Source organism: Streptomyces sp. NPDC053426 (genome assembly GCF_055585405.1).
The window spans coordinates 13,038-37,051 of record NZ_JBVJKE010000006.1; the positions used below are offsets into that span (position 1 = coordinate 13,038).

General features: G+C 74.2%; 22 protein-coding genes. 10 read left to right on the forward strand and 12 right to left on the reverse strand.

Annotation, left to right across the window (positions count from 1 at the left end):
• Positions 1-59: 59 nt before the first annotated feature.
• Both ACZ62B_RS13890 and ACZ62B_RS13895 read right to left on the reverse strand, forming a co-directional pair.
• Complete coding sequence (locus ACZ62B_RS13890; RefSeq protein ID WP_469690404.1) at positions 60-1,010, reverse strand: hypothetical protein; 951 nt, start codon at positions 1,008-1,010, stop codon at positions 60-62.
• 1 nt (position 1,011) lies between these two features.
• A complete protein-coding gene (locus ACZ62B_RS13895; protein WP_030858072.1) occupies positions 1,012-1,554 on the reverse strand; it encodes a sigma-70 family RNA polymerase sigma factor in 543 nt (180 codons plus the stop codon).
• A gap of 334 nt (positions 1,555-1,888) precedes the next feature.
• On the opposite strand from ACZ62B_RS13895, the gene ACZ62B_RS13900 reads away from it, so the two are divergent.
• Positions 1,889-2,905, forward strand: a complete 1,017-nt coding sequence (locus ACZ62B_RS13900; RefSeq protein WP_344563266.1) for an aspartate-semialdehyde dehydrogenase — start codon at positions 1,889-1,891, stop codon at positions 2,903-2,905.
• Between the two features lie 55 nt (positions 2,906-2,960).
• Here the strand turns inward: ACZ62B_RS13900 and ACZ62B_RS13905 are convergent, their stop codons facing one another.
• Positions 2,961-3,206 carry a type II toxin-antitoxin system PemK/MazF family toxin gene (locus tag ACZ62B_RS13905; RefSeq protein ID WP_469690407.1) on the reverse strand — a complete coding sequence of 82 codons (246 nt, stop codon included), beginning with the start codon at positions 3,204-3,206 and terminating at the stop codon, positions 2,961-2,963.
• A gap of 171 nt (positions 3,207-3,377) precedes the next feature.
• Between ACZ62B_RS13905 and pepN the strand changes: the two genes are divergently transcribed.
• Positions 3,378-5,966: an aminopeptidase N gene (pepN, locus tag ACZ62B_RS13910; protein ID WP_469690410.1), complete on the forward strand. Its 2,589-nt coding sequence runs from the start codon at positions 3,378-3,380 to the stop codon at positions 5,964-5,966.
• A 12-nt stretch (positions 5,967-5,978) separates the two neighbouring features.
• Here pepN and ACZ62B_RS13915 read toward each other — a convergent pair whose 3' ends face one another.
• From ACZ62B_RS13915 to ACZ62B_RS13930, 4 genes are all read right to left on the reverse strand, one after another.
• Positions 5,979-6,884, reverse strand: coding sequence for an alpha/beta fold hydrolase (locus tag ACZ62B_RS13915; protein ID WP_468723472.1), 906 nt, complete (start codon positions 6,882-6,884; stop codon positions 5,979-5,981).
• A gap of 165 nt (positions 6,885-7,049) precedes the next feature.
• Complete coding sequence (locus ACZ62B_RS13920) at positions 7,050-7,340, reverse strand: winged helix-turn-helix domain-containing protein (protein ID WP_344563281.1); 291 nt, start codon at positions 7,338-7,340, stop codon at positions 7,050-7,052.
• Positions 7,341-7,351: 11 nt separating this feature from the next.
• Positions 7,352-7,813, reverse strand: coding sequence for a hypothetical protein (locus ACZ62B_RS13925; protein ID WP_344563283.1), 462 nt, complete (start codon positions 7,811-7,813; stop codon positions 7,352-7,354).
• Between the two features lie 68 nt (positions 7,814-7,881).
• On the reverse strand, positions 7,882-8,844 hold the full coding sequence (locus tag ACZ62B_RS13930) for an EamA family transporter (RefSeq protein WP_468723469.1): 963 nt from the start codon (positions 8,842-8,844) through the stop codon (positions 7,882-7,884).
• A 110-nt stretch (positions 8,845-8,954) separates the two neighbouring features.
• Here ACZ62B_RS13930 and ACZ62B_RS13935 point away from each other — a divergent pair, with 110 nt between their 5' ends.
• On the forward strand, positions 8,955-9,461 hold the full coding sequence (locus ACZ62B_RS13935; protein ID WP_468878299.1) for a MarR family winged helix-turn-helix transcriptional regulator: 507 nt from the start codon (positions 8,955-8,957) through the stop codon (positions 9,459-9,461).
• Positions 9,462-9,485: 24 nt separating this feature from the next.
• On the opposite strand, the gene ACZ62B_RS13940 is transcribed toward ACZ62B_RS13935, so the two are convergent.
• The 4 genes from ACZ62B_RS13940 to ACZ62B_RS13955 form a co-directional block, all read right to left on the reverse strand.
• The gene (locus tag ACZ62B_RS13940; RefSeq protein WP_469690414.1) at positions 9,486-10,931 is read right to left on the reverse strand and encodes an FAD-dependent monooxygenase; all 1,446 of its coding nucleotides are present in this window, start codon (positions 10,929-10,931) and stop codon (positions 9,486-9,488) included.
• Between the two features lie 136 nt (positions 10,932-11,067).
• The gene (locus ACZ62B_RS13945; RefSeq protein WP_344563290.1) at positions 11,068-11,343 is read right to left on the reverse strand and encodes a hypothetical protein; all 276 of its coding nucleotides are present in this window, start codon (positions 11,341-11,343) and stop codon (positions 11,068-11,070) included.
• A gap of 284 nt (positions 11,344-11,627) precedes the next feature.
• Positions 11,628-13,721, reverse strand: coding sequence for a 4-alpha-glucanotransferase (gene malQ, locus ACZ62B_RS13950; protein WP_469690416.1), 2,094 nt, complete (start codon positions 13,719-13,721; stop codon positions 11,628-11,630).
• Between the two features lies 1 nt (position 13,722).
• Positions 13,723-14,004, reverse strand: coding sequence for a hypothetical protein (locus ACZ62B_RS13955; RefSeq protein ID WP_468723463.1), 282 nt, complete (start codon positions 14,002-14,004; stop codon positions 13,723-13,725).
• A 237-nt stretch (positions 14,005-14,241) separates the two neighbouring features.
• Here ACZ62B_RS13955 and ACZ62B_RS13960 point away from each other — a divergent pair, with 237 nt between their 5' ends.
• From ACZ62B_RS13960 to ACZ62B_RS13985, 6 genes are all read left to right on the forward strand, one after another.
• Positions 14,242-17,229 carry a beta-N-acetylglucosaminidase domain-containing protein gene (locus ACZ62B_RS13960; RefSeq protein WP_469690418.1) on the forward strand — a complete coding sequence of 996 codons (2,988 nt, stop codon included), beginning with the start codon at positions 14,242-14,244 and terminating at the stop codon, positions 17,227-17,229.
• A 71-nt stretch (positions 17,230-17,300) separates the two neighbouring features.
• Entirely contained in the window at positions 17,301-17,909 is a 609-nt protein-coding gene (locus tag ACZ62B_RS13965) for an RNA polymerase sigma factor (protein WP_468878287.1), read from the forward strand.
• Complete coding sequence (locus tag ACZ62B_RS13970; RefSeq protein ID WP_468878284.1) at positions 17,906-18,802, forward strand: zf-HC2 domain-containing protein; 897 nt, start codon at positions 17,906-17,908, stop codon at positions 18,800-18,802. Before ACZ62B_RS13965 ends, ACZ62B_RS13970 begins: the two co-directional genes overlap by 4 nt.
• Before the next feature lie 50 nt (positions 18,803-18,852).
• Entirely contained in the window at positions 18,853-19,620 is a 768-nt protein-coding gene (locus ACZ62B_RS13975) for an ABC transporter ATP-binding protein (RefSeq protein ID WP_468878882.1), read from the forward strand.
• Positions 19,617-20,978, forward strand: a complete 1,362-nt coding sequence (locus ACZ62B_RS13980) for a hypothetical protein (RefSeq protein WP_468878281.1) — start codon at positions 19,617-19,619, stop codon at positions 20,976-20,978. The genes ACZ62B_RS13975 and ACZ62B_RS13980 overlap by 4 nt, the downstream gene beginning before the upstream one ends.
• Positions 20,975-21,580, forward strand: a complete 606-nt coding sequence (locus ACZ62B_RS13985; protein WP_468878278.1) for a hypothetical protein — start codon at positions 20,975-20,977, stop codon at positions 21,578-21,580. The genes ACZ62B_RS13980 and ACZ62B_RS13985 overlap by 4 nt, the downstream gene beginning before the upstream one ends.
• A 303-nt stretch (positions 21,581-21,883) precedes the next feature.
• Here the strand turns inward: ACZ62B_RS13985 and ACZ62B_RS13990 are convergent, their stop codons facing one another.
• A complete protein-coding gene (locus ACZ62B_RS13990) occupies positions 21,884-22,420 on the reverse strand; it encodes an HNH endonuclease (RefSeq protein ID WP_344563310.1) in 537 nt (178 codons plus the stop codon).
• Positions 22,421-22,733: 313 nt separating this feature from the next.
• On the opposite strand from ACZ62B_RS13990, the gene ACZ62B_RS13995 reads away from it, so the two are divergent.
• Positions 22,734-23,822 (forward strand): mechanosensitive ion channel family protein, encoded by a 1,089-nt coding sequence (locus tag ACZ62B_RS13995; RefSeq protein ID WP_468878274.1) that lies wholly within the window; start codon positions 22,734-22,736, stop codon positions 23,820-23,822.
• Positions 23,823-24,014 lie beyond the last annotated feature (192 nt).

Here is a 24,014-nt window from a genome sequence, read left to right on the forward strand (position 1 = left end):
GGGCCGGTTCTTCCGGGAGGGGCGGGCGTCCGTTGCGGGCGCCCGCCCCTTCGTCGTGCTCAGCCGCAGGTGAGGGTGCGCGACTCGGGGAGCGAGGCGGTGATCCGGACCCGCTCGGGGGCGATGTCCGCCTCCCCCACGATCACCGTGTCCGGGCGGACGCCCTCGGCGGGCATGCCGACCAGCACCTGGTCGCCCTCGTGCAGCGGGGCGTCACCGGCGAGGTCCCGGAGGAAGGCGACCTCGCCCCCGCCCTTGTAGTAGCGGCTCGCCTGCAGCGTGACCCGCTCCGCCCCGGCCCCCGGTACGGGGTCCACCGCCAGCACGGTGCCCTCGGCGACGAGGCGGGCGCAGGCGAGGTAGCGGGGGCTGCCGAAGGCGGCCCCGCCCGCGTCCTCACCGCCCGCCTCCTTGGAGTCGGCCCGCGCGGCGGAAGCGCCCGCGTCCGAGTCGGACATCCCCCCGGTCTGCGTCACGAGCCACCCCATGCCGACGACGACGGTGGCGGCAGCGGCGGCCACGAGGGCACCGAGGGCGGCCTTGAGGGGCCGACGCCGGCCACGGTGCGGCCCACGGGAGCCGCGCACGGTACCGGGACGCCCACCGGCCGGGTGCCTCATCGCCGGCCGGGCGGCCGGCGGGTTCGCGGGCTCGTGCCCGGTCTCCGGGCCGTTTCCGCTCCCGGCCCGCGCCCCGGAGTCCGGTCCGTCCCCGGGCTCCGGTCCGCCGCTCGGCCGCCCGGCCCCGGCTCGCCCCGCCGGTTCACCGGCCCCCTCCCCGTCCGCCGTCTCCTCGCCGGGGGCCGCGAGGGCGTCCCCGATCAGCGCCAGCTGCTCCCTCAGTACGGTGATGTCGGCGGCGGCCGCCCGGTGCGCGGCCGTGAACACCGGGTCCTGCCGGGCCCGCGCGGGCAGCGGCTCGTCGAGGACGGCGGCCATCAGCGCGTCCATGCCGTCGTACTCGACGCTCTCGGCGTTCTCGGCGTCCCGGGGTTCGTCGTGGGCGGGCATGTCAGACCACCTCGTCCTCGTGCAGGCGGGTGCGCAGGGCGCGTACCGCCGTGTGCAGCCTGCTCTTGACCGTGCCCTCCGGGACGCCGAGCTGCTCGGCGATGGACCGGACCGGCAGATCGGCGTAGAAGCGCAGCACGACCACCTGGCGCTGCGCGTCGGGCAGCTCGTCCAGGCCGCGGGCCACGGCGAGGGAGAGCAGGCTGGTCTCCTCGCCGGAAGGGGCCGCCTCCGCCGGACGGAGCGCGGCGAGGCGCTCGCCCAGCCGCTCCTGGCGGCGTTTGGCCCGGTGCCAGTCCATGGCGAGGTTGGAGGCGACCACCGCCGCCCACGCCGAGACGTCCCGCGGCGCCTCCCGCCCGCTCGCGGCGCGTTCCAGCAGCCGCAGGCGGACCTGCTGCACCCCGTCCGGCAGGTCCGCCTGCGGTACCCCGCCCAGCGCGAGCACCGCCCGCACCCGGCGTTCCTGCGCCGCGTCCAGCGGGTCGTCGTCCGTGGCGACGTACGACGACCCCCGGCCGCGCCGGATCCTTCCGCGCAGCACCGGCCACCCCCCTCACGCTGTTTCCTCTACGACGCCGCTTCCGCCCGGAACGTTCGGCCGGGTTCTCCGGATCCGGCCGAGGCGTACGTCACACCTTCGTGTGACCGGGACCGGACCGGGCAGGGGACCTTGCGGTCCACGGCCCCCGACGGCTGAATTTCTGCAGCTCAGGGGCGTGGCGGCCGAAGGTCCGCAACCGGTGGCCGCCGCCGGTGTGTCCCACTTCGCGGGCGGGGTCCGCAAAGAATTGGACAGGTGGGCCGTGGTCGGCCGCATGATGGAAGAGCCTCGGCCAGGCATTCGGACACGAATCAGGACACAGTAGGGAGTCGCCGTGAGGGTCGGAATCGTCGGAGCCACCGGTCAGGTGGGCACGGTCATGCGCAGGATCCTCAAGGAGCGGAACTTCCCGGTCACGGAGCTGCGCCTGTTCGCCTCGGCCCGCTCGGCCGGCACGGAGCTGGACGGCGTGACGGTGGAGGACGCGTCCACCGCCGACTACAGCGGCCTGGACATCGTGCTGTTCTCCGCGGGCGGCGCGACCTCGAAGGCGCTGGCCGAGAAGGTCGCCGCGCAGGGCGCGGTCGTGATCGACAACTCCTCCGCCTGGCGCAAGGACCCCGAGGTCCCCCTCGTCGTCTCCGAGGTGAACCCGCACGCGATCGCGAACCGCCCCAAGGGCATCATCGCCAACCCGAACTGCACGACGATGGCCGCGATGCCGGTCCTGCGTCCGCTGCACGCGGAGGCGGGCCTTCAGGCGCTGGTCGTCGCCACGTACCAGGCCGTGTCCGGTTCCGGCCTCGCGGGCGTCGCGGAGCTGCACGGCCAGGCGCAGAAGGTGATCGACGAGGCCGACAAGCTGACCCACGACGGCTCGGCGGTCGACTTCCCCGAGCCCGGCGTCTACAAGCGCCCCATCGCCTTCAACGTGCTGCCGCTGGCCGGCAACCTCGTCGACGACGGTCTGAACGAGACCGACGAGGAGCAGAAGCTGCGCAACGAGTCCCGCAAGATCCTGGAGATCCCCGAGCTGAAGGTCTCCGGCACGTGCGTGCGCGTCCCGGTGTTCTCCGGGCACTCGCTGCAGATCAACGCCCGTTTCGCCCGCCCGATCAGCGCCGAGCGCGCGACCGAGCTGCTGGCGGACGCCCCCGGTGTCGTCCTCACCGACATCCCCACCCCGCTCCAGGCCGCCGGCCAGGACCCGTCGTACGTCGGCCGGATCCGCCCCGACGAGACGGTGGAGCACGGCCTCGCGCTGTTCGTCTCCAACGACAACCTCCGCAAGGGCGCGGCGCTGAACGCCGTGCAGATCGCGGAGCTGGTGGCGGCGGAGCTGAGCGCGTAACACCGCGGGCATGACCGAGGGGGCCGTCCACCCGTGGACGGCCCCCTCGGGGCGTTCAGAGCGCCAGGTGCCGCCGCAGCGCCACGTCGATATCGGCCATGCGCTGTCGGGGGACGGCACCGACCCGTTGCAGCAGACGCTCCGGCGCGACGGCGCGCACCTGCTCGCACTGCGCCTTGGAGTCCTTGGGCAGACGACTCTCGTCGGCGACGCGGGGGACGGCCGGGCGGCCGGCGTCGTCGAGGGTCAGCAGTTCCTTCCGGACGGCCGGGGGGACGGGGCGTGCGGTGTGGGTCGTCATGCCCCCAGACTCGCTCCCGCCCGCCCCGGCCGCCGGCGGGTTCCGGACGTCGAGCCCACCCTCGCCCGCCGGACGACACAGGGGAATCCCCATGGTCCGGCTCGGTCATCGCCTCATCCCGATGTCGCGTGGAAGGATGGCGCAACCCACACATATCGAGGAGATGACCGCGTGCCTGGCACAAACCTGACTCGCGAAGAGGCGCGGCAGCGGGCGAAGCTGCTGACCGTTGACTCGTACGAGATCGATCTCGACCTCTCCGGCGCGCAGGAGGGCGGTACCTACCGGTCCGTGACCACGGTGCGCTTCGACGTCGCCGAGGACGGCGACGGCGCGGAGTCCTTCATCGACCTGGTGGCCCCCACCGTGCACGAGGTGACCCTCAACGGGGACTCCCTCGACCCCGCCGAGGTCTTCGCGGACTCCCGTATCGCCCTGCCTGGCCTGCTGAAGGGCCGCAACATCCTCCGGGTGAGCGCCGACTGCGCGTACACCAACACCGGTGAGGGTCTGCACAGGTTCGTCGACCCGGTCGACGACCAGGCGTACCTGTACACCCAGTTCGAGGTGCCGGACGCCCGCCGCGTCTTCGCGAGCTTCGAGCAGCCCGACCTGAAGGCGACCTTCCAGTTCACCGTGAAGGCGCCGGAGGGCTGGACCGTCGTCTCCAACTCGCCCACGCCGGAGCCGCGGGAGAACGTCTGGACGTTCGAGCCGACCCCGCGCATCTCGTCGTACATCACGGCGCTGATCGTCGGCCCGTACCACTCCGTGCACAGCGTCTACGAGAAGGACGGCCAGTCCGTCCCGCTCGGCATCTACTGCCGTCCGTCGCTGGCCGAGTACCTCGACTCCGACGCGATCTTCGAGGTCACCCGGCAGGGCTTCGACTGGTTCCAGGAGAAGTTCGACTACGCGTACCCGTTCGCCAAGTACGACCAGCTCTTCGTGCCGGAGTTCAACGCGGGCGCGATGGAGAACGCGGGCGCGGTGACCATCCGCGACCAGTACGTCTTCCGGTCGAAGGTGACGGACGCGGCGTACGAGGTGCGTGCGGAGACCATCCTGCACGAGCTGGCCCACATGTGGTTCGGCGACCTGGTCACCATGGAGTGGTGGAACGACCTGTGGCTGAACGAGTCGTTCGCCACGTACACGTCCATCGCCTGCCAGGCCGCGGCGCCCGGTTCGCGCTGGCCGCACTCGTGGACGACGTTCGCCAACTCGATGAAGACCTGGGCCTACCGCCAGGACCAGCTTCCGTCCACGCACCCGATCATGGCGGACATCCGCGACCTGGACGACGTGCTCGTCAACTTCGACGGCATCACGTACGCCAAGGGCGCGTCCGTGCTGAAGCAGCTCGTCGCGTACGTCGGCGAGGACGAGTTCTTCCGGGGCGTGCAGGCGTACTTCAAGCGCCACGCGTACGGCAACACGCGCCTGTCCGACCTGCTGGGCGCGCTGGAGGAGACCTCGGGGCGCGATCTGAAGACGTGGTCGAGGCAGTGGCTGGAGACGGCCGGCATCAACGTGCTGCGCCCGGAGATCGAGACAGACGGTGAGGAAGGGGCCGGTGTCATCACCTCCTTCGCCGTCCGCCAGGAGGCCCCGGCGCTCCCGGCCGGCGCCAAGGGTGAGCCGACGCTGCGCCCGCACCGCATCGCGATCGGCCTGTACGACCTCGACGAGGCGACGGGCAAGCTGGTGCGCGGCGAGCGCGTAGAGCTGGACGTCGACGGCGAGCTGACGGCCGTACCGGAGCTGACCGGCAAGCGCCGTCCGGCGGTCGTCCTCCTCAACGACGACGACCTGTCCTACGCCAAGGTGCGCCTGGACGAGCAGTCGCTGGCGTTCGTCACCGAGCACCTGGGCGACTTCGCGGAGTCCCTCCCGCGTGCCCTGTGCTGGGCCTCCGCCTGGGACATGACGCGGGACGCGGAACTCGCCGCCCGCGACTACCTGTCCCTGGTGCTGTCGGGCATCGCCAAGGAGTCCGACATCGGTGTCGTGCAGTCGCTGCACCGCCAGGTGAAGCTGGCGATCGACCTGTACGCGGACCCCAAGGCCCGCGAGGCCCTGCTGGCCCGCTGGACCGACGCCACGCTGGCCCACCTGCGGTCCGCCGAGCCGGCGAGCGACCACCAGCTCGCGTGGGCGCGGGCGTTCGCGGCGACGGCCCGTACGCCGGAGCAGCTCGACCTGCTGGAGGGCCTGCTGGCCGGTACGCAGACCGTCGAGGGGCTGGCCGTGGACACGGAGCTGCGCTGGTCGTTCGTGCAGCGGCTGGCGGCGGTGGGCCGGTTCGACGAGGCGGAGATCGCGGGCGAGTACGAGCGGGACCGGACGGCGGCCGGTGAGCGGCACGCCGCGACCGCCCGCGCGGCCCGCCCGACCGAGGAGGCCAAGGCGGAGGCGTGGGCCTCGGTCGTCGAGTCCGACAAGCTGCCGAACGCCGTCCAGGAGGCGGTCATCGCCGGCTTCGTCCAGACCGACCAGCGGGAGCTGCTGGCGCCGTACACGGACCGGTACTTCGAGGTGCTGGCGGACGTCTGGGAGTCCCGCTCGCACGAGATGGCCCAGCAGATCGCGGTCGGCCTCTACCCGACGGTCCAGGTCTCCGGCGAGACCCTCGACAAGACGGACGCCTGGCTGACGTCCGCCGAGCCGAACGCGGCCCTGCGCCGCCTGGTCTCGGAGTCCCGCGCGGGCGTGGAACGCGCGCTGCGCGCCCAGGCGGCGGACGCGGCGGCGTCCTAGCCGGTACGCGCGTCAGGGGCGCCCGGTGCCGTTCCGGGCTCCCCTGACCTCCGGCCGCTGCCGGCCGTCCCCGGCCAGGAACCCGGCGACGGTCCGGACGAAGTCGTCCGGACCGTCCACCCACGGGTTGTGCGCGGCGCCCGCCTGGACGACGTGCTCGCCGCGCGGGAAGAGCCCCGCCACCTCGGCGGCGGAGTCCGGACGCGGGGAGCCGTCCAGCGCACCGGACACGACGAGGACGGGCGCGTCCAGTTCGCCCAGTACCGCGCGGGCGGCGTCCGCGCCGTCGAAGGCTCCCGGGGCCAGGTAGGCGGCCGCAGCTTCCTCGTCGAACCACTCCGCGCACGCGGCGGCGTGCTTCTGCGCGGCGGCGTCCCAGCGGCCGTAGGACAGGCGGTCGAGCAGCGCGAAGTCCGCCTCGCCCGCCTCCCCCGACACGGCCCGCTCGAAGGCCGGCCGGACGTCCTCGTACCAGGGCTCGTCGCGGCGCAGCTCCAGCGCCTCGCGGCGCCGCTCGACGGGGAAGTCGATCCCGGCGGTGCGCGCACGCGCGCAGACCAGGACGAGCGAGCGCACCCGCTCCGGATACCGGGCCGCGTAGGCCAGTACGAGGTCACCGGAGGCCGAATGGCCGAGAAGGTCCAGCCGCTCCAGGCCGAGGGCGGTCCGGAGCGCCTCGATGTCCTCGGCCTGTCTGTCCACGCGGAAGCCCGCGGGATCGGCGGGCCCGGCCGAGTCCCCCGTGCCGCGCAGGTCCAGCAGCACCAGCTCCTGCCGTGCGGCCAGCCCACCGAGGTCGCCGAAGTAGGCGGAGGGCATCATCGGACCGCCGGGAACGCAGACGAGCGGTTGATCACCCCCGGAGCCCTTCCGGTGGTAGGCGAGTCGGATCCCGTCGGGCGCGTCGAAAGTCGGCATGAGCCGGATGCTCGCAGGCGGGGTGACGATCCGCCACGCCATTTACCGATCACGCACGGGCGGGAGCCGGCCCCGGCGGTCACCGGACGCTCCAGCGGTGGAGGTGGCACCGGTCGGGCGACAGCGCGCTGTGGACCGGGGCGTGGAACGCGGACCCCGTGCCGGTCAGGTGTCCTGCGGGCGGTCGGCGAGGGGGCGGCCGACGATCTGCTGGAGGGCGTCGACGTACGCGGTGAAGGCCCGGCGGCCCTGGGCGCTGAGCTTGAGCCAGGTGCGGGGGCGCTTGCCGACGTAGCCCTTGCGGATCTCGACGTAGCCGGCCTTCTCCAGGGCGGCGGCGTGTTTGGACAGCACCGAGTCGCTGATCTCCAGGCTGTCCCGGACGAAGGAGAACTCGGCCTCGGTCGCCGCCGCCAGGAGCGAGACGATCTGGAGCCGGGCGGGTGCGTGGATCACCGGATCGAGGTTCACCGGACCACCCTCCCCGCCGAGTGGGCCAGCACCTGGTTCTCCGCCCAGCGGGTGGTGGCCGCCGCGTAGAGGGCGGCGACGGCCCCGGCGACGGCCTTCTGCCAGACGGCGGAGTCGGTGAACGAGCCGGCGACGACCGGGACCAGCCCCCAGACGGCGAAGATCGAGACGAACCACAGGGCCGTCCGGACACCGGCGTTCACGGTCCAGGTGCGCGGCCTCCAGCGGACGCGCATCCGGGCGGCCAGCGCGCCGGTGAGGAGGGCCAGGCCCGCGACGTCCGCCACGGTGAGCGCGATCTGAGCGGTGCCGTCCAGTTCCGCGGCGATCGCGGCGACGGTGACCAGGGCGACCGTGCCCGGCAGGTACCAGAGCGGGAGGCGCTGGGCGGCGTAGGCCCTCTGCTGGACCCGCTCGATCTCGGAGAGGGTGTCGGCGGGGCTCGGCGTCGCGTCCATGCGGGAGATACCTGCTTCCTCGTGAACTACTTGACGCAATGGAAAGTACCCGCCCACTTTCCATTGCGTCAAGTAGTTTCCACCGAGGGAGTGGAGGGGTGCCGGCGCAGGGCTTCGGCGCCATCGGACGACGCGGCGCGGGAGGGCGCGGGCGCCGCAGGGGCCGTCCGGGCGGACGGGGCGGCACTCTGCCCCGCCACCGTCGCGCCGAACGCCAGCGCCATGCCCGTCAGCTGCAGCGGCGTCAGGCTCTCGCCGAGGGCCGCCCAGCCGACCACCGCCGCCGTGAGGGGGCTGAGCGGGCCGAGGAAGGTGACCTGGGTGGCGGTGAGGCGGCCGATGCCCCGGAACCAGAGCCAGTACGCGATCGCCGTGTTCGCCAGGGCGAGGTAGAGGTAGCCGCCGACCGCCGGGGCGTCCAGGGCCGGCGGGGCACCCTCGGCCAGGAAGGCGACGGGCGCGATCAGCAGGCCCCCGGCCGTCAGCTGCCAGCCCGTCAGGGCGAGCGGGCCGACGCCCTCCGGGCGGCCCCAGCGCTTGGTGAGGACGGTGCCGGCGGACATCGAGGCGGTGGAGGCGAGGGCCGCGGCGACACCCAGCACGTCCAGCGCGCCGGCCGCCTTCAGGACCACCAGGCTGACGCCGAACGCGGCCACGACCCCGGTGACCACATTGCGGACCGTCGGCCGCTGCCCCAGCAGCAGCGCCGAGAGGCCGACCACGAGCAGGGGGCCCGCCGAGCCGACCACCGCCGCCATGCCACCGGGCAGCCGGTACGCGGAGAGGAACAGCAGCGGGAAGAAGGCGCCGATGTTGAGCGCGCCCAGCACCGTCGCCTTCCACCACCAGGCCCCGCGCGGCAGCACCCGGACGAGTGCGAGCAGGACCAGCCCGGCGGGCAGGGCGCGCATCAGGCCGGTGAACAGGGGCCGGTCGGGCGGGAGGAACTCCGTGGTCACGGCGTAGGTGGTGCCCCAGGAGACGGGGGCGAGGGCGGTGAGCGCGATGAGGGTGGCACGGTTCGCGGCCATGACGGGCGCACCTCTTCCGAGTAGGTCGATGACAAGTAGCTTAGTCGCAAGCTACTTGCCGTCAATCCACTTTCTTGCGGCTGACCGGTTTTCGGCGGATACTCCTGCCCATGACCCCGGAGCAGCGCCCCCAGGACCCCGTCGACGCGATCATCGAGCAGTGGGCGCGGGTGCGGCCCGATCTCGACACCGCCGGCATGGAGGTCTTCGGGCGCGTCTTCCGGCTCGCGCGCGCCATGGGCGACCGGATGGAGAAGGAGTACGGCAAGTACGGGATCTCCCGAGGGGAGTTCGACGTCCTCGCCACCCTGCGCCGCTCCGGGGAGCCCTACACCCTCTCCCCCCGCCAGCTCTCGGCCACGCTGATGCTCACCACCGGCGGGATGACCGGCCGCCTCGACAAGCTGGAGCGCGCGGGACTGCTCCGCCGCTCCCCCGACCCGCACGACCGCCGCGGACTGCAGGTCACGCTCACCGAGGCGGGCCTGCGCCTGATCGACGCGGCGGTCGGCGCGGGTCTCGCCGTCCAGACGGAGGCCCTGTCCACCCTGGAGGGGGAACGGGCGGGGGAGCTGGCCGACCTGCTGCGGGAGCTGCTGCTCGCGACCGAGAGGTAGGGGCCGCCCCTCCTCCCCGGCCCCTCAGCCGACGTGCGCGGCGAGCGCGGCCTCGACGTCGGCCGCACCGGCGGCGTCCGACGCCCAGGCCACGTATCCGTCGGGGCGCACCAGCACGGTCGTACGGCGGCTCCCGGACGCCCAGCGTTCCACCGCGAGCCGTTCCTTGCGGGCGCCCCCGTCGTCGTACGGCTCCGGCGTGATCAGTACGAAGCGGCCGCCGCGCAGCGCCTGGTGCAGGCGGCCTCCGCCCCCGAGCGCCACGTCGGGGACGCGCAGGCCGGTCATGCGGTGGGCGCCGAGGGGCGCGGCGTACCGGACGCCGACGCCGGTGACCTGGCCGAGCGTCCTGCGGCGGACCGGGGCGACATGGGTGACCACCGCGGCCAGGGCCGCGCGCAGCGCCAGGGTCGTGGAGCGCCGGGCCATGGCGAGCCGGACGATGCCGCCGCTGCTGCGCAGCACCGCCCGGCCGACCGGGTGCCGTTCGGCGTGGTACGTGTCGAGCAGGGAGTCGGGGGCGCGGCCGTCCAGCACCTGGACGAGCTTCCAGCTCAGGTTGGCCGCGTCCTGCATGCCGGTGTTCATGCCCTGTCCGCCGGCCGGGGTGTGCACGTGCGCGGCGTCCCCGGCGAGGAGGACGCGGCCCACGCGGTAGGCGGGCGCCTGGCGTTCGTCGCTGTGGAAGCGGGACGTCCAGCGGGCGTCGTGCATGCCGTGGTCCCGGCCGAGGGCCAGGCGGGCGATCTCCTTGACCTCTTCGAGGTCGAGGGGTGTGTCGTCGGGGACGTCGTGGGCCCGGTTCCAGCCGATGACCCGGTGGTAGCCGTCGCCGAACGGCGCGAGGAAGGCGAAGGCGTCCCCGACGGCGTTCACGGTGAGCAGCGTCCCCGGCGGCTCGGCGAGCCGTACGTCCGCCAGGACCACGGACCGGATGACGGAACGTCCGGGGAACGGCAGCCCGACCGCCTCCCGCACGGTGCTGCGCATTCCGTCGGCGCCGACGACGTACGCGGCCCGCAGCTCCCCGCGCTCCCCGCCGGGACCCTGGGTGGTGAGGGTCACGCCGTCCGCGTCCTGGGTCAGTCCGGTCGCCTCGGTCTCGTACCGGAAGTCCGCGCCGGCCTCGACGGCCCGCCGCAGCAGGGCCTTCTCCACCTCGTACTGCGGGACGACCAGGAGATGGGGGAATCGGGAGGGGAGCGCGCGGAGGTCGAGTTCGAGCCGGTCGAACAGGCGCAGCCGGTCGAGCGGGCGGCCGACCGCCTCCAGCTCGTCGGCCAGGCCCCGCACGTCGAGCTGTTCGAGGGTGCGGGCGTGCAGGACGAAGGCGCGGGAGAGGTTGCTGATCCCGCGGGCGCGCTTCTCGACGACGGTGACGGGGACGCCGGCGGCCGCCAGGTCACCGGCCAGCAGCAGGCCGGTGGGGCCGGAACCGACCACGGTCACGGTACGGGTGGTGCCGTTCATCAGGACCTCCTCGGTGCCATCTGCGAGGAGATCGCGCCGGGGCGCGACGCGCAAGGGCGCGTCCCGGCAGCGCGGAGGGCGCCGGCCCCGCGTACGGCGGTGACGGCGCCCTCTTCAAGAGCGGGTGAGCCCCGGATCAGGCCTTGGCTTCGGCCTTGGTGCTGATGTTGGAGCTGGTCGTGTCCTTCTTCTTGTGCGACTTGTCGCCGACCATCACCAGGGCGGCGATGATCACGAACAGCGCGATCGGGGCCACGACGTAGAGGCCCAGCGTCTCGACGACGCTCAGGCCGGTGCCGGGGTCGTCGCCGTCGTCGCGGGTGAGCGCGAGCGCGGGGGACGACATGAGCAGCATCATCAGCGTCGTACCGGCTGCCAGGGCGCCGGCGCGCAGGGCGTTCTTCTTGTCCACGGTGCCCAAACTATCCAACACGGTCGGACTCCGCGCGGGCGGGGTGCCCGATAGGCGCTTCCGCGCCCCCACGCTCCCGCGTTCCCGCGGGCAGTCGTGCCTCCCCCAGTGCCTCAAGGGCCTGGGAGGTGCCCCCGGGGCGGCACGGGTGGGCGCGACAGCACCCCGTAAGCGCCGGGCTGCGCGGACACCCCCGCCCAGCACCGACGCCGTGAGCGGCCAAGCGGGCGTTACGGGGGCTGCCGCCCCCGGGCCCCCGCTTCGGCCCTGAACGGGCCTCGTCCTCAAACTCCCCCAGAGGGGGCACCCCCAGACGGGCTGTCCGGCCTCAGCACATCCATAAGTGCCCGGAGTCTCGCCGACCCCGTCAGTTCCTCCAGCGTCACCGGCCTCCCCCGCGCGTCCGCGATCGGCAGGCGCCAGTTCGGGTACTGGTCCCAGGTGCCCGGCAGGTTCTGCGGGCGTCGGTCGCCGATGCCGTCGGGCAGCCAGACCCCGATCATCCGGGCCGGTGTGCGCAGCAGATACCGGTGGACGGCCTGGATCTCCGTCTCCTCGGAGGCCCCCGCCCCCACCAGCCCCAGCCGCACGAACAGCTCCCGCCACTCCGCCGTGTCGGCCGCCGCCTCCGCCCGCTCCTCCGCCAGCGGCCGCGTGAGCAGCCCCAGACTGTCCCGCAGCTCCACGTGCTCCCCGCTGAGCCGCGCGGCCGTCGGCGGCAGGTCGTGGGTGGTGGCGGTGGCCAGGCAGTCCGCGCGCCAGTCGTCCGGCGGCAGCGGGCGCCGGTCGCCGTCCCAGTCCCGTTCGAACCACAGCACCGACGTGCCGTACACGCCCCGCTCCCGCAGCGCCTCGCGCACACCGGGTTCGACGGTCCCCAGGTCCTCGCCGATCACCATCGCCCCGGCCCGGGACGCCTCCAGGACGAGGACGGCGAGCATCGCCTCGGCGTCGTAACGGACGTACGTGCCCTCCGTGGGCGGGTGGCCCTCGGGGACCCACCAGAGCCGGAACAGGCCCATGACGTGGTCGATGCGCAGGGCGCCCGCGTACCGGAACAGTCCTCGGAGCAGGGCGCGGAACGGGGCGTACCCGGACTCGGCGAGCCGGTCGGGGCGCCAGGGCGGCAGGCCCCAGTCCTGGCCGCGCGCGTTGAACGCGTCCGGGGGCGCGCCGACGGACATGCCGGCCGCGAAGTACTCCCGCTGCGCCCAGGCGTCGGCGCCGCCGGGGTGGACGCCGACGGCGAGGTCGTGGACGATCCCGACCGGCATCCCGGCCTCGCGCGCGGCCCGCTGGGCGGCGGTGAGCTGGATGTCGGTGAGCCAGACGAGCCGGGAGTGGAAGTCGACGCGGTCCGCCAGCTCGCGCCGGGCGCGGGCGGTCCCGGGCGAGCGCGGGTCGCGCAGCTCGGCGGGCCAGCGGTGCCAGTCGGCGCCGTGGGCCTCGGCGAGCGCGCACCAGGTGGCGTGGTCCTGAAGGGCCTGGCCCTGTCCGGCGCGGAAGTCGTCGTAGGCGGCGCGGCGGCCGGGCCCGAGCGGGACCCGGTGCAGCAGTTCCAGCGCCTCCCGCTTGGCCTCCCACACGGCGTCCCGGTCGATCAGGGCGCCCTGGTCCAGCACCGCCTCGCGCAGCCGTCCGGCCCGCTCCAGCAGGGCGCGTACGCGGTCGCGGTCGTCGACGTACGCGAACTCGGGGACGTCCTCGATCCGCAGGTGGACGGGGTCGGGGAAGCGGCGGGAGGAGGGGCGGTAGGGGGAGGGGTCGGTCGGCGAGCCGGGGACGGCCGCGTGCAGGGGGTTGACCTGGACGAATCCGGCGCCGAGGGCGCGCCCGGCCCAGCCGGCGAGTTCGCCGAGGTCGCCGAGGTCGCCCATGCCCCAGGAGCGGCGGGAGAGGAGGGAGTAGAGCTGGACCAGGAGGCCGTACGAGCGTCCGGGCGGCGCGGGCAGCCCGGTCGGGGCGACGATCAGGTGGGCGTGGGCGGTGCGGCCGTCGGGGGTGGTGACGGTCACCTCGTGGACGCCGGGCGGGAGGTGCTCGGCCCGGTCGCGGGTCTCGCCCTGTTCGGTGCGGACGAGCAGCCGGGTGTCCCGGGGAAGCGCGGCGAGGGCGGCCGGGATGCCGGCGCCCCAGCCGACCACGGTGGGGGGCAGCAGCCGCTCGCCGAGTTCCCGTTCGCGGGCGGTGAGGGCGGCGCGTACGGCCTTCGGGGTGGCCGTGTCCACGCCGAGGGCGGCCAGCGCGAGGGTGACGGCGGTGGCCGTGGCCGCGACCGTGCGGTCCGGGGAGGGGTGGTACGAGGTGGCGACGCCGTGCAGGGCGGCGAGCCGGGACAGGTCCTCGGAAGGGGGCTCGGCCGGCCGTGGCGCGCTCACCCTAGGGCTCCGGGCGGTACTGGGCCGGGAAGGAGTCGAGTCCGGAGGAGTCCGAGGTGTCCAGGAAGGCGTCGGACTCGCTGGTCAGGGGGGCGGCGTCGGCGAGCGGCGGTTCGCTGGTGAGGGGCTCGGCGTCGGGCATCGGCGGTTCGCTGGTCAGCGGGACCTCGGCGCAGGGGCCTTCCGCGCTGAAGACGCAGAAGTGCGGCTCCTCGAAGTCGGCGGAGGGCTCCGCCGCGGGTTTGGACAGGGCCGGGGAAGGAACGTAAGCCGGTGCAGCCACAGGTGGCCTCCTCGTCGAGCACGGCGCGCGGATCACGCGGGGCGTGCGGGTCGTGCGGGTTATCCCGCAGCCCTACCCAGGGGGCGCGATGCCAGACGCACAAAGTCTTCCAACGTGGTCCTGATCACATTCTCCCCTCTTCCCCTCCCTCCACAGTGGGACAAACGCGCCACAACGACCACCCTCATTGACACGTTCACCACAGAGATGGTGGGCTCGGGCTTTCCCGGTAACGGAATGGACACGGCCGCACCGGCCACCGGGCCGGGCGACCCGTCGAGCGACCAGGAGGACCCCGTGCGGCTACGGCGTGGGAGGACGGCGAACGCGACGGCGAACGCCAGGAGGACCGCCCTCGCCCTCGCCGTCCTCGCCGGAACCCTGGGCGCCGGAACCCTGGGCGCCGCGCCCGCCGCCGTGGCCGCGCCGCCCGCGCCGGGCACCACCGCGTCCCCGGGCACCACCGCGTCCCCGGCCGCCGACACGGTGCGGGCGGCGGAGCCGTCCGTGTGGCCGCGGCCGCACTCCCTGCGTGCGAACGGCGCCCCGGTCGCGGTGACCGAGGAGGTCGCCCTGGTCGCGGACGCGACGGCGGACCCGTACGCCCTCGACGCGCTCCGCGCGCTGCTGCGGGAGGCGGGCGCGCGCTGGTTCACCGCCTCCGGCGCACAGGCGCCCGAGGGGGCGCTCGTGGTGCGCGTGGGCAGGGAACGCGCCCCGGGCGACCCCCGGCACGCCCTCCCCGCCGGCGGCTACGCGCTGACCGTCGGCGAGGGTGCCGTCTCCCTGTCCGGCGCGGACGGCGACGGCCAGTTCCACGGCGTGCAGACGCTGCGCCAACTGCTGCGCCCGGACGGCACCACGTTCACCGCGGCCGTCGTACGCGACTGGCCCGGCACCGCCGTGCGCGGCATCACCGAGGGCTTCTACGGCACCCCGTGGACGCACCGGCAGCGGCTGGCCCAGCTCGACTTCATGGGCCGCACCAAGCAGAACCGGTACCTCTACGCGCCCGGCGAGGACCTCTACCGGCAGGCCCGCTGGCGGGAGCCGTACCCGGCCGAACGGCGGGCGGAGTTCCGGGAGCTGGCGGAACGGGCGCGGCGCGACCACGTCACGCTCGGCTGGGCGGTGGCGCCGGGGCAGGCGATGTGCTTCGCCTCGGACGGCGACCTGCGGGCGCTGACCCGCAAGCTGGACGCGATGTGGGCACTGGGCTTCCGCGCCTTCCAGCTCCAGTTCCAGGACGTCAGCTACAGCGAGTGGCACTGCGGGGCGGACGCCGACCGGTTCGGGTCGGGGCCCGGTGCCGCCGCCCGCGCCCAGGCGCACGTGGCGAACGCGGTGGCCCGGCACCTGGCGGAGCGTCACCCGGACTCCGCCGCCCTGTCCCTGATGCCCACCGAGTTCTACGAGGACGGCTCGACGGCGTACCGGCGTGCCCTCGCCGAGGAGCTGGACGCGGGCGTCGAGGTGGCGTGGACCGGGGTCGGGGTGGTGCCGAGCACCATCACGGGCGGCCAACTGGCGAAGGCACGGGAGGTGTTCGGGCATCCGCTGGTGACCATGGACAACTACCCGGTGAACGACTACGCCCCCGGCCGGATCTTCCTCGGTCCCTACCAGGGCCGCGAACCGGCCGTCGCCGCGGGCTCGGCCGCGCTGCTCGCCAACGCGATGGAGCAGCCGGAGGCGTCCCGCATCCCGCTGTTCACCGCCGCCGACTTCGCCTGGAACCCGCGCGACTACCGCCCCCAGGAGTCCTGGCGGGCCGCGATCGCCGACCTCGCCGGCGGTGACGCCCGGCGCGGGGAGGCCCTGTCCGCGCTCGCCGGGAACACCGCGTCCTCGGTGCTGGGCGGCGAGGAGTCGGCGTATCTGCGGCCGCTGATCGAGGCGTTCTGGCGGGCCCGTACGACCGCCCCCGGCACGGACGGGACGGAGGAGGAGGCGCGGCTGCGCGCGGCCTTCACCGTCCTGCGCGAGCTGCCGGAGCGGCTGTCCGGGACCGGGCTCGCCGCCGAGGTCGACCCGTGGTCCCGGCGGCTGGCCCGTTACGGCGAGGCGGGCACCACGGCCCTGGACCTGCTGCGCGCGCAGCGGGCCGGGGACGCGGGCGCCGCCTGGACGGCGTACCGGCGGCTGGGCGAGCAGCGGGCGGGACTGGAGTCCTCCCGGGTGACGGTCGGCGAGGGGGTCCTCGACCCGTTCCTGAGCCGGGCGCGGCAGGCGTACGAGAGCTGGGCGGGCATCGCCCACGAGCCGCCCGTGCGGTCCGGCGGCGACCGAGTCCTCGACCTCCCGCGCGCCCGCGCGATGGACGCCGTGACGGTGCTCAGCGAGCCGGGCACGCGGGGGGCCGTGGAGGTCCACGTGCCGGGCGAGGGGTGGCGCCGCCTGGGCGCGCTGTCCGCGTCGGGCGCCACCGAACTGCCGCCCGGCGACCGCCCGGTGGACTCCGTCCGGGTCACCGGCGCCGACGCCTCCCGGGTGCGGCACCTGGTCCCCTGGTTCGCGGACGCGCCCGCCGCCTCCCTGGAGCTGCCCGAGGACCGCGCGGACACCGACATCGGCGGCACCCGGCGGCTGACGGTCGCGCTCGGCTCGCCGCACCCCGACGAGGTGCGCGGCCGGCTGACCGCGACGGCGCCGAAGGGGGTCGGGGTCCGGGTGCCGAAGGACGCGCTGACCGTCCCGCGCGGCACGCCGGTGGAGGTACCGGTCGAGGTGACGGTGGAACCGGGCACGCCCACCGGGTCGTACGACGTCCGGCTCACCTTCGCCGGCACCACCCGCACGCTCACGGTCCACGCCGTCCCCCGCACCGCGGGACCCGACCTGGCCCGCGCCGGCCGGGCGAGCTCCTCGGCCGACGAGACCCCCGACTTCCCGGCCCCGGCGGCGAACGACGGCGACCCGGAGACCCGCTGGTCGTCCCCGGTCGACGCCGACGCCTGGTGGCAGGTCGAGCTGGAGCGCCCGGTGCGGCTGGGCAAGGTCGCGCTGCACTGGCAGGAGGCGCACCCGTCGGCGTACCGCGTGGAGGTGTCGGCGGACGGCCGCACCTGGCGCACGGCGGCGACGGTACGGGACGGCCGCGAGGGCCGGGAGACGGTCCGCATGGACGAGCCCGGCGTCCGCCACATCCGCGTCCAGGGCGAGAAGCGGGCGACGCGGTACGGCTACTCGCTGTGGTCGGTGGAGGCGTACGCGGTCGCCCGGTGAACGGACCGCCACCACGGTGAACCGGCGCCCCGGGGACCGTCGATAGACGGGGTGTGAAACTGTTCCGCCCCGTGGGGGGCCATCGGGAGAAGGACGAGGGGGACGTCGACGCGGCGCTGCTCCGGGCCGTCGCGGGCGGTGACCCGGCGGCGATGGCCGCGCTGTACGACCGGCACGCGGGCTGGCTGCACGCGCGGCTGAGCCGGCGCTGCGCCGATCCCGAGACCGTGCGGGAAGTGCTCCAGGACACGTTCGTCACGGTGTGGCGGTCGGCAGGCGCCCACCGCGGTGAGCAGGCCGGCGGCTGGCTGTGGACCATCGCCGCGCGGCGCCTGGTCGACACGTACCGGGCGCAGGAGCGTGCCGCTCGGCTGCGGACGGCACCGATGGAGGAGGCGTGGGACCGCTGCCCACCGGCCGGGGCCGCGTCGCCGTCCGCGGAGGACAGGGTGCTGGCGGGGCTGGAGTACGGCGATGTGGGAACCGCCCTGGACCGGATCTCGCCCGAACTGCGCGCGGTGCTGCGCGCCACCGTCGTCGACGGGCTGAGCACCCGTGAGACCGCGCGGCTGCTGGGCATCCCCGAGGGAACCGTCAAGTCCCGCGCGATGCGCGCCCGCGCCGAACTGCGGGCGGTCCTGGCACAGATGAGCCCGTCACCGATGGGAGGTCCGGCATGACCGGCTGGCACGCGTCCGACCACCTGGTCACCCGTTACGCCGACGGCAGCCTGCCGGAGGCGGACGCGTGGTCGCTGGAGAAACACCTGGAGTCCTGTGGCACCTGCGCCCACCGCGTCTCACACGCGGTGCGCGGGACGGCGGCGGGGACGGTACTGGCCGAGATCCGGGAGGCGGTGCTGGCCGGGACACGGAGGGCCGCACCGGTACCGGCGCCTGTGCCTCCGCCGGCATCCGCGTACGTATCCGTGTGGCGGAGCCTCGGCTCCGGTCCGGTCCGTGCCCTGTGGGCGATGGGGCCCGCCGTGCGGGGGGCGTGGCTGCCCGCCGTCCTGCTCGTGGCCGTCGGCGCGGTCGCGCTCTCCCACGGGGGCGGCCTGCCGGACGCACGGCCCTGGCTGCTGGCGCTCGCCCCGCTCGTCCCGGTCGCCGGGGTCGCCCTCTCCTACGGGCCGCACGCCGACCCGATGCACGAGATCGTCGCGTCCACGCCCTCGGCGGGACTGCGGCTGATGCTGATGCGGACGGCCACGGTACTGGCGGTGAGCCTGCCGCTGCTGACCCTCGCCGGGGTGCTGCTGCCGTCCTCGGACGCCCCGAACGCCGCCGCCTGGCTGCTGCCCGGGCTCGCGCTGACCCTGGCCGCACTCGCCCTGGGCGATTACCTCGGTCTGCGGACCGCCACCCTCCTGACCGGCGGTGGCTGGCTGTGCGCCGTTCTCGGTCCGGTGCTCGCGGCACCGGGCGGACGGCTCACCGTCCAGCTGACCGAGCGGCTCTCCTCCGTCCTCGGCGGCGCCCCCGCGCAGGGCGCCTGGGCGGCCGCGGCCGCCCTGTGCGCCGCGGTGCTGGCCGTGCACCGTCCCGCCTTCCACCGCCTGGAAAAGAACTGAGCGAAGAGTTGAGTGAAGACTTGAGTACGGACCCCGACACCACGATCCGGATCTCCGGCCTGAGCGTCCGGCACCGCCGGACCGTCGCGCTCGACTCGGTGGACCTGGACTTCGGCCCCGGCGTCCACGGGCTGCTCGGCCCGAACGGCGCCGGCAAGACCTCGCTGATCCGCGTCCTCGCCACGGTCGCCGAACCGGCCGACGGCCGGGTGGAGATCCTCGGCCACGACGCCGGCGACCCACGGCAACGCGGCCCGCTGCGCCGCCGGCTGGGCTATCTGCCGCAGGACTTCGGCTACTACCCGGGCTTCACCGTGCGGGAGTTCGTCGCGTACGTGGCGTGGCTGAAGGAGATGCCCGCGTCCGTCATTCCGGCGGCGGTGGAGCGGGCCGTCGCCCGCGTCGGCCTCGCCGACCGTGTCGACGCGAAGGTGCGTCGCCTGTCCGGCGGCATGGTCCGCCGGGTCGGTATCGCCCAGGCGATCGTCAACGACCCCCGGGTGCTGCTGCTCGACGAGCCGACCGCCGGTCTGGACCCGGAGCAGCGGGTGGAGTTCCGTGAGCTGCTGCGCGAACTCGGCGGCTCCTCCACCGTCCTCGTCTCCACCCACCTGGTGGAGGACGTGGCGGCGGCCTGCACCGGGGTCACCCTCGTCGATGCGGGCCGGGTCGCCTACCGCGGCACCCCCGAGTCGCTCTCCGCGCTCGGCGAGGAGGCGGGCGGCATCGGGGACCATCCCATCGAACGGGGTTACACGGCAGCGCTGCGGGCCCACCGCCCGTCGGACGCTCGTATCGGGGAGGGGGCGGTCCGATGAGCCTCGCAGCGGAAACGGAACAGCGGTCCCCCACCGCCGGCACACCACCGCGCCCACCCCTCACCCGGCACCCCCTGCGCGGAGAGATCCTGCGCGGTTTCGCCCCCTTGGCCGGGGCCGCGATGCTGCTGATGCTCCTGGTGGCGATGGGGGTCTCGGCGAGACAGTGGCAGGGCGGCTGGGCGGAGACGCGCGAACGGCTGCACCTGGCCGCCCTGCTGCTCGGCGCGCCCCTCGCCCTGGCGGCGGGCTGCTGGCAGGGCCAGCGGGAACACCGGCGCGGCACGGAGGAACTGCTGGCGACGACCGCCCGCAGCCGTACGGCCGGTCACCTGGCGTCGGCCCTCCCGGTCGCCCTCTGGCTGGTCGCCGGGTACGCCCTCGCGGCGGCGGCCGCCTGGCTCGCCACCTGGTACTGCGCCATGGGCGACCGGCCCCGCCCGGCCACCCCGCTCATGGACGCGGCCGTCCTGGTGTCCGTGGCGCTGCTGGGCCATGTGGCGGGCCGACTGGTGTCCTGGCGACTGACGGCACCGCTGCTGGCGGCGGCCGGATACGTCGGCCTCGGCATGCTGGAGCACGGCAACCGGGACACCGTCCGCTACCTCTCCCCGCTCGCCGACGGCCCGCTGACCTCGGTACCGGTGTGGTGGCAGCCGCTGGTGACGGTGGTGTGGACGGGCGGTCTCGCGACGGCCGCGGTCCTCGCGTGCACCGCCCGCCGCCGCACGGTGGCGCTGCTGCCGCTGGCCGCCGCGACCGCCGCGGGCGCGCTGCTGCTGCAGACCGGCGACGACATGTGGCACACCGACCCTCTGGCCCGCCGCCAGGTGTGTGACACCTCCACCACCCCCCACATCTGCGTCAACGCCCGCTACGAGAAGCTGCTCCCCCAGGTCACCGAGGCACTCTCCGGACTGACGGACCGCCTGGAAGGCGTAAAGAACCTCCCGGTCCGCTTCGAGGACCTACCCGGCCGACCGGGTCCCGACGAGGTCGAACTGCCGATGACGACACCGATCGGCTGGTCGGTGGTGCGAGGCCGGCTCACCGACCCGGAGCAGTTCGCTTGGTCGGCCGGGGGGATGCTGCACGGCCGGTACGAGTGCGATCGCCTGGACAGGCGGGCGATGAGGGTGGACGAGGCCGTGGAGCACTATCTGGCACCCAGCCCGTCGACGCAGAAGTTCGACGAACTGCAGGCCCGAGGGGACGAAGCCCACCGCGCCGAACTGAAGAAGGAACTCGCCGCCCGCGCCCGCCTGTCCTCCATGAGCGCCGAGGACCGTCGCGCATGGCTCTCGACGTACTTCGCAGGCCGCGGCGACTGCGACCCGAGCGCGGTGCCGGCGCCATGACCCACGGCCTCGTCCTCTACGCCCGTTCCCGCATCCTCCCCCGCACGGTGCTCGTGCTCCTCGCGACGGCCGCCCTCGCCGTCTGCGGCGCCCGGGGCCTGAACGCCTACTTCGACCCGTACCGCCAGGTTCCGGTGGTCGCCCTGGCCCCCCTGTTCGCGGCGGCGGTCATCGGCACCAGCCTGCACAGCGCCTCCGAGGAACTGGACCGCACCGCCGTACGCCCCTGGTGGCGCCGGCGCCTGCTCCACCTCCTGGCCCTGACCTGCTGCGCGGCACTCCTGCTCGCGGCAGCCGTCCACGGCCACCCGTCCCCCTTCGGTTCCCCGGCGATGATCCGCAACACCCTCGGCTGCACCGGCCTGACGGCCGCCGCGGTCACCCTCCTCGGCGCCCGCCTGAGCTGGCTCCCGGTCTTCGCCTACGTGAGCGCGGTGTACATAGGCTCCGCAAGTGCCCGGGGCCCCCTGGTCCAGCTCTGGGCCTGGCCCGTACAACCAGCCGGGCGGCACGTCGCCTGGGTGACCGCCGTCGTGCTCCTGGCAGCGGGCACGGCACTGTACGCCGTGCGCGGGGCGCGGCCGGAGGGGCGGCGCGACTGACGCGCCGCGCGGGGGCTCGCCACGGTCCCGGGGGAACGGGGGTTCCCCGGGACCGGATGGTCCGGACCGTCGTCGGGCCGCGCGGCTCGTCTCCGGGTGAGGGGCGGCCGGGAACCGCCGGCGACGTCGCCCTCGGTCACCGCACCCCGCGGGTCGAGGACCGTCGGCATGACGGGGTACGCCGAGTGGGACGTCCCGGCCCGGGACCCGTCCGCGCGAGCGTGAACACCTGACGCCGACGTGTTCGCGCCGCGCGGAGCGCCCGGAACCGGGCCCCTGTCATGCGTGGGCCCGGATACGGCGTCAGGCGGAGATGCCGTCGATCCGGGCCATCGCGTCGTCCGCGCCGTACGGCTGCAGGTAGGGCAGCCAGCGCGGGTCCCGGTGGCCGGTGCCGATGATGCGCCAGGCCAGGCCGGTGGGCGGGGCGGGTTTGTGGTGCAGGCGCCAGCCCAGCTCGATCAGGTGACGGTCGGCCTTCACGTGGTTGCAGCGGCGGCAGGACGCCACCACGTTGTCCCAGACGTGCTTGCCCCCGCGGCTGCGCGGGATGACGTGGTCGACGCTGGTTGCGACGCCACCGCAGTACATGCACCGGCCCCCGTCACGAGCGAACAGCGCCCGGCGGGTGAGGGGAACGGGCCCCCGGTAGGGGACCCGCACGAAACGCTTGAGCCGGACCACGCTGGGTGCGGGGACTGTGATGGTCGCGCTGTGCAGATGGGCGCCGGTCTCCTCGAGGCAGACTGCCTTGTTCTCGAGGACGAGCACGAGCGCGCGGCGGAGCGGTACGACGCCGAGCGGCTCGTACGACGCGTTGAGGACCAGGACATGCGGCACGGACGGCCTCCTTGTACGCCGGCGGCGCGTGGCTCGCGCCGGGACGATCCGTAGTCAGTCTCCCCTCATGCCTGGTGGACGCGCCACCATGTCCCGGTAACGGGCTGGGAGTGTTTTCGACCACATCCCGATTCATCCCCAGGATCATGGCCTGTTCAAGCGCGGGTGAGGACTGTCTCTTCTTCACACATGGTGCCGATCCCCGCACAATGCCCCGTTAGTGTGGTGGTTCTGCCCGTCCGGTGACCCGATCGTGACCTTGAAGACCTTGACCGCCGCATCGTGGGCAGACATGCACCTGGAGGTACCTGCCGTGTCCTTGTCCGCCGTCCTGTCGGCCGCCGATCCGTCGCCGACGCCCTCGGAGTCCGGGACACCGCGGGTGCCCTCGCTCCAGGACGCCCAGGAGAGCGCCACGAACGCCGCCGGCTGGGTCGAGGAGAACTGGTCGACGTGGCTCGCGATCGGGCTCAGGGTCCTGCTGATCCTGGTGATCGCGATGGTGCTGAGAGTCGTGGTGCGGCGGGCGATCACCAAGCTGGTCGACCGGATGTCCCGGACCGGCCAGGCGGTGGACGGCACCGCGCTCGGCGGCCTGCTGGTCAACGTCGAGCGGCGCCGGCAGCGCTCGCAGGCGATCGGCTCGGTGCTGCGTTCGGTGGCGTCGTTCCTGATCATGGGCACGGCCGCGCTGATGGTCCTCGGCACCTTCCAGATCAACCTGGCCCCGCTGCTGGCCTCGGCCGGTGTCGCGGGTGTGGCGATCGGCTTCGGCGCGCGCAACCTGGTGACGGACTTCCTCTCCGGCGTCTTCATGATCCTGGAGGACCAGTACGGCGTCGGCGACACCGTCGACGCGGGGGTGGCGTCCGGTGAGGTGATCGAGGTCGGGCTGCGGGTGACCAAGCTGCGCGGCGACAACGGCGAGATCTGGTACGTCCGCAACGGCGAGGTCAAGCGCATAGGCAACCTCTCCCAGGGCTGGGCGACCGCGGGCGTCGACGTCACGGTCCGTTCCGACGAGGACCTGGACCGGGTGAAGGCCGTGCTGAGCGAGGTCGCCGAGAAGATGGGCAAGGAGGAGCCCTGGAACGAGCTCCTGTGGAGCCCGATCGAGGTGCTCGGCCTGGACTCGGTGCTGCTGGAGTCGATGGTGGTCCGCCTCTCCGCGAAGACCATGCCGGGCAAGTCCCTGACGGTGGAGCGGGAGCTGCGCTGGCGCATCAAGCGGGCCTTCGACGCGCGGGGCATCCGCATCGTCGGCGGCGCCACGGCCACGGAGGACGCGCCGGCCGCCGATCCGACGGCCGGCATGGCGGCCCCGTCCGTCTACGCGAGCTCGGTCTCCCCGCAGTCGATCGCCGCCTCCCCGCTGCCCCCGCCGACGAGCACCACGAAGTAACCGCCGGCTCGCGAAGGGCGGCACCCGGAACTCCCCGGGTGCCGCCCTTTCCCGTACTCCCCTCTTGACGCCCCTTCCGCGCCGGGCTTACGTTCCTCCCCACCGATAGGAAACTTTCCTAACAGTGATCGCGACCGCCCGGGATGGACGTCCCGCACCGGCCGCTGAGAAGCTGGGCGGCCGAGGAAGGGC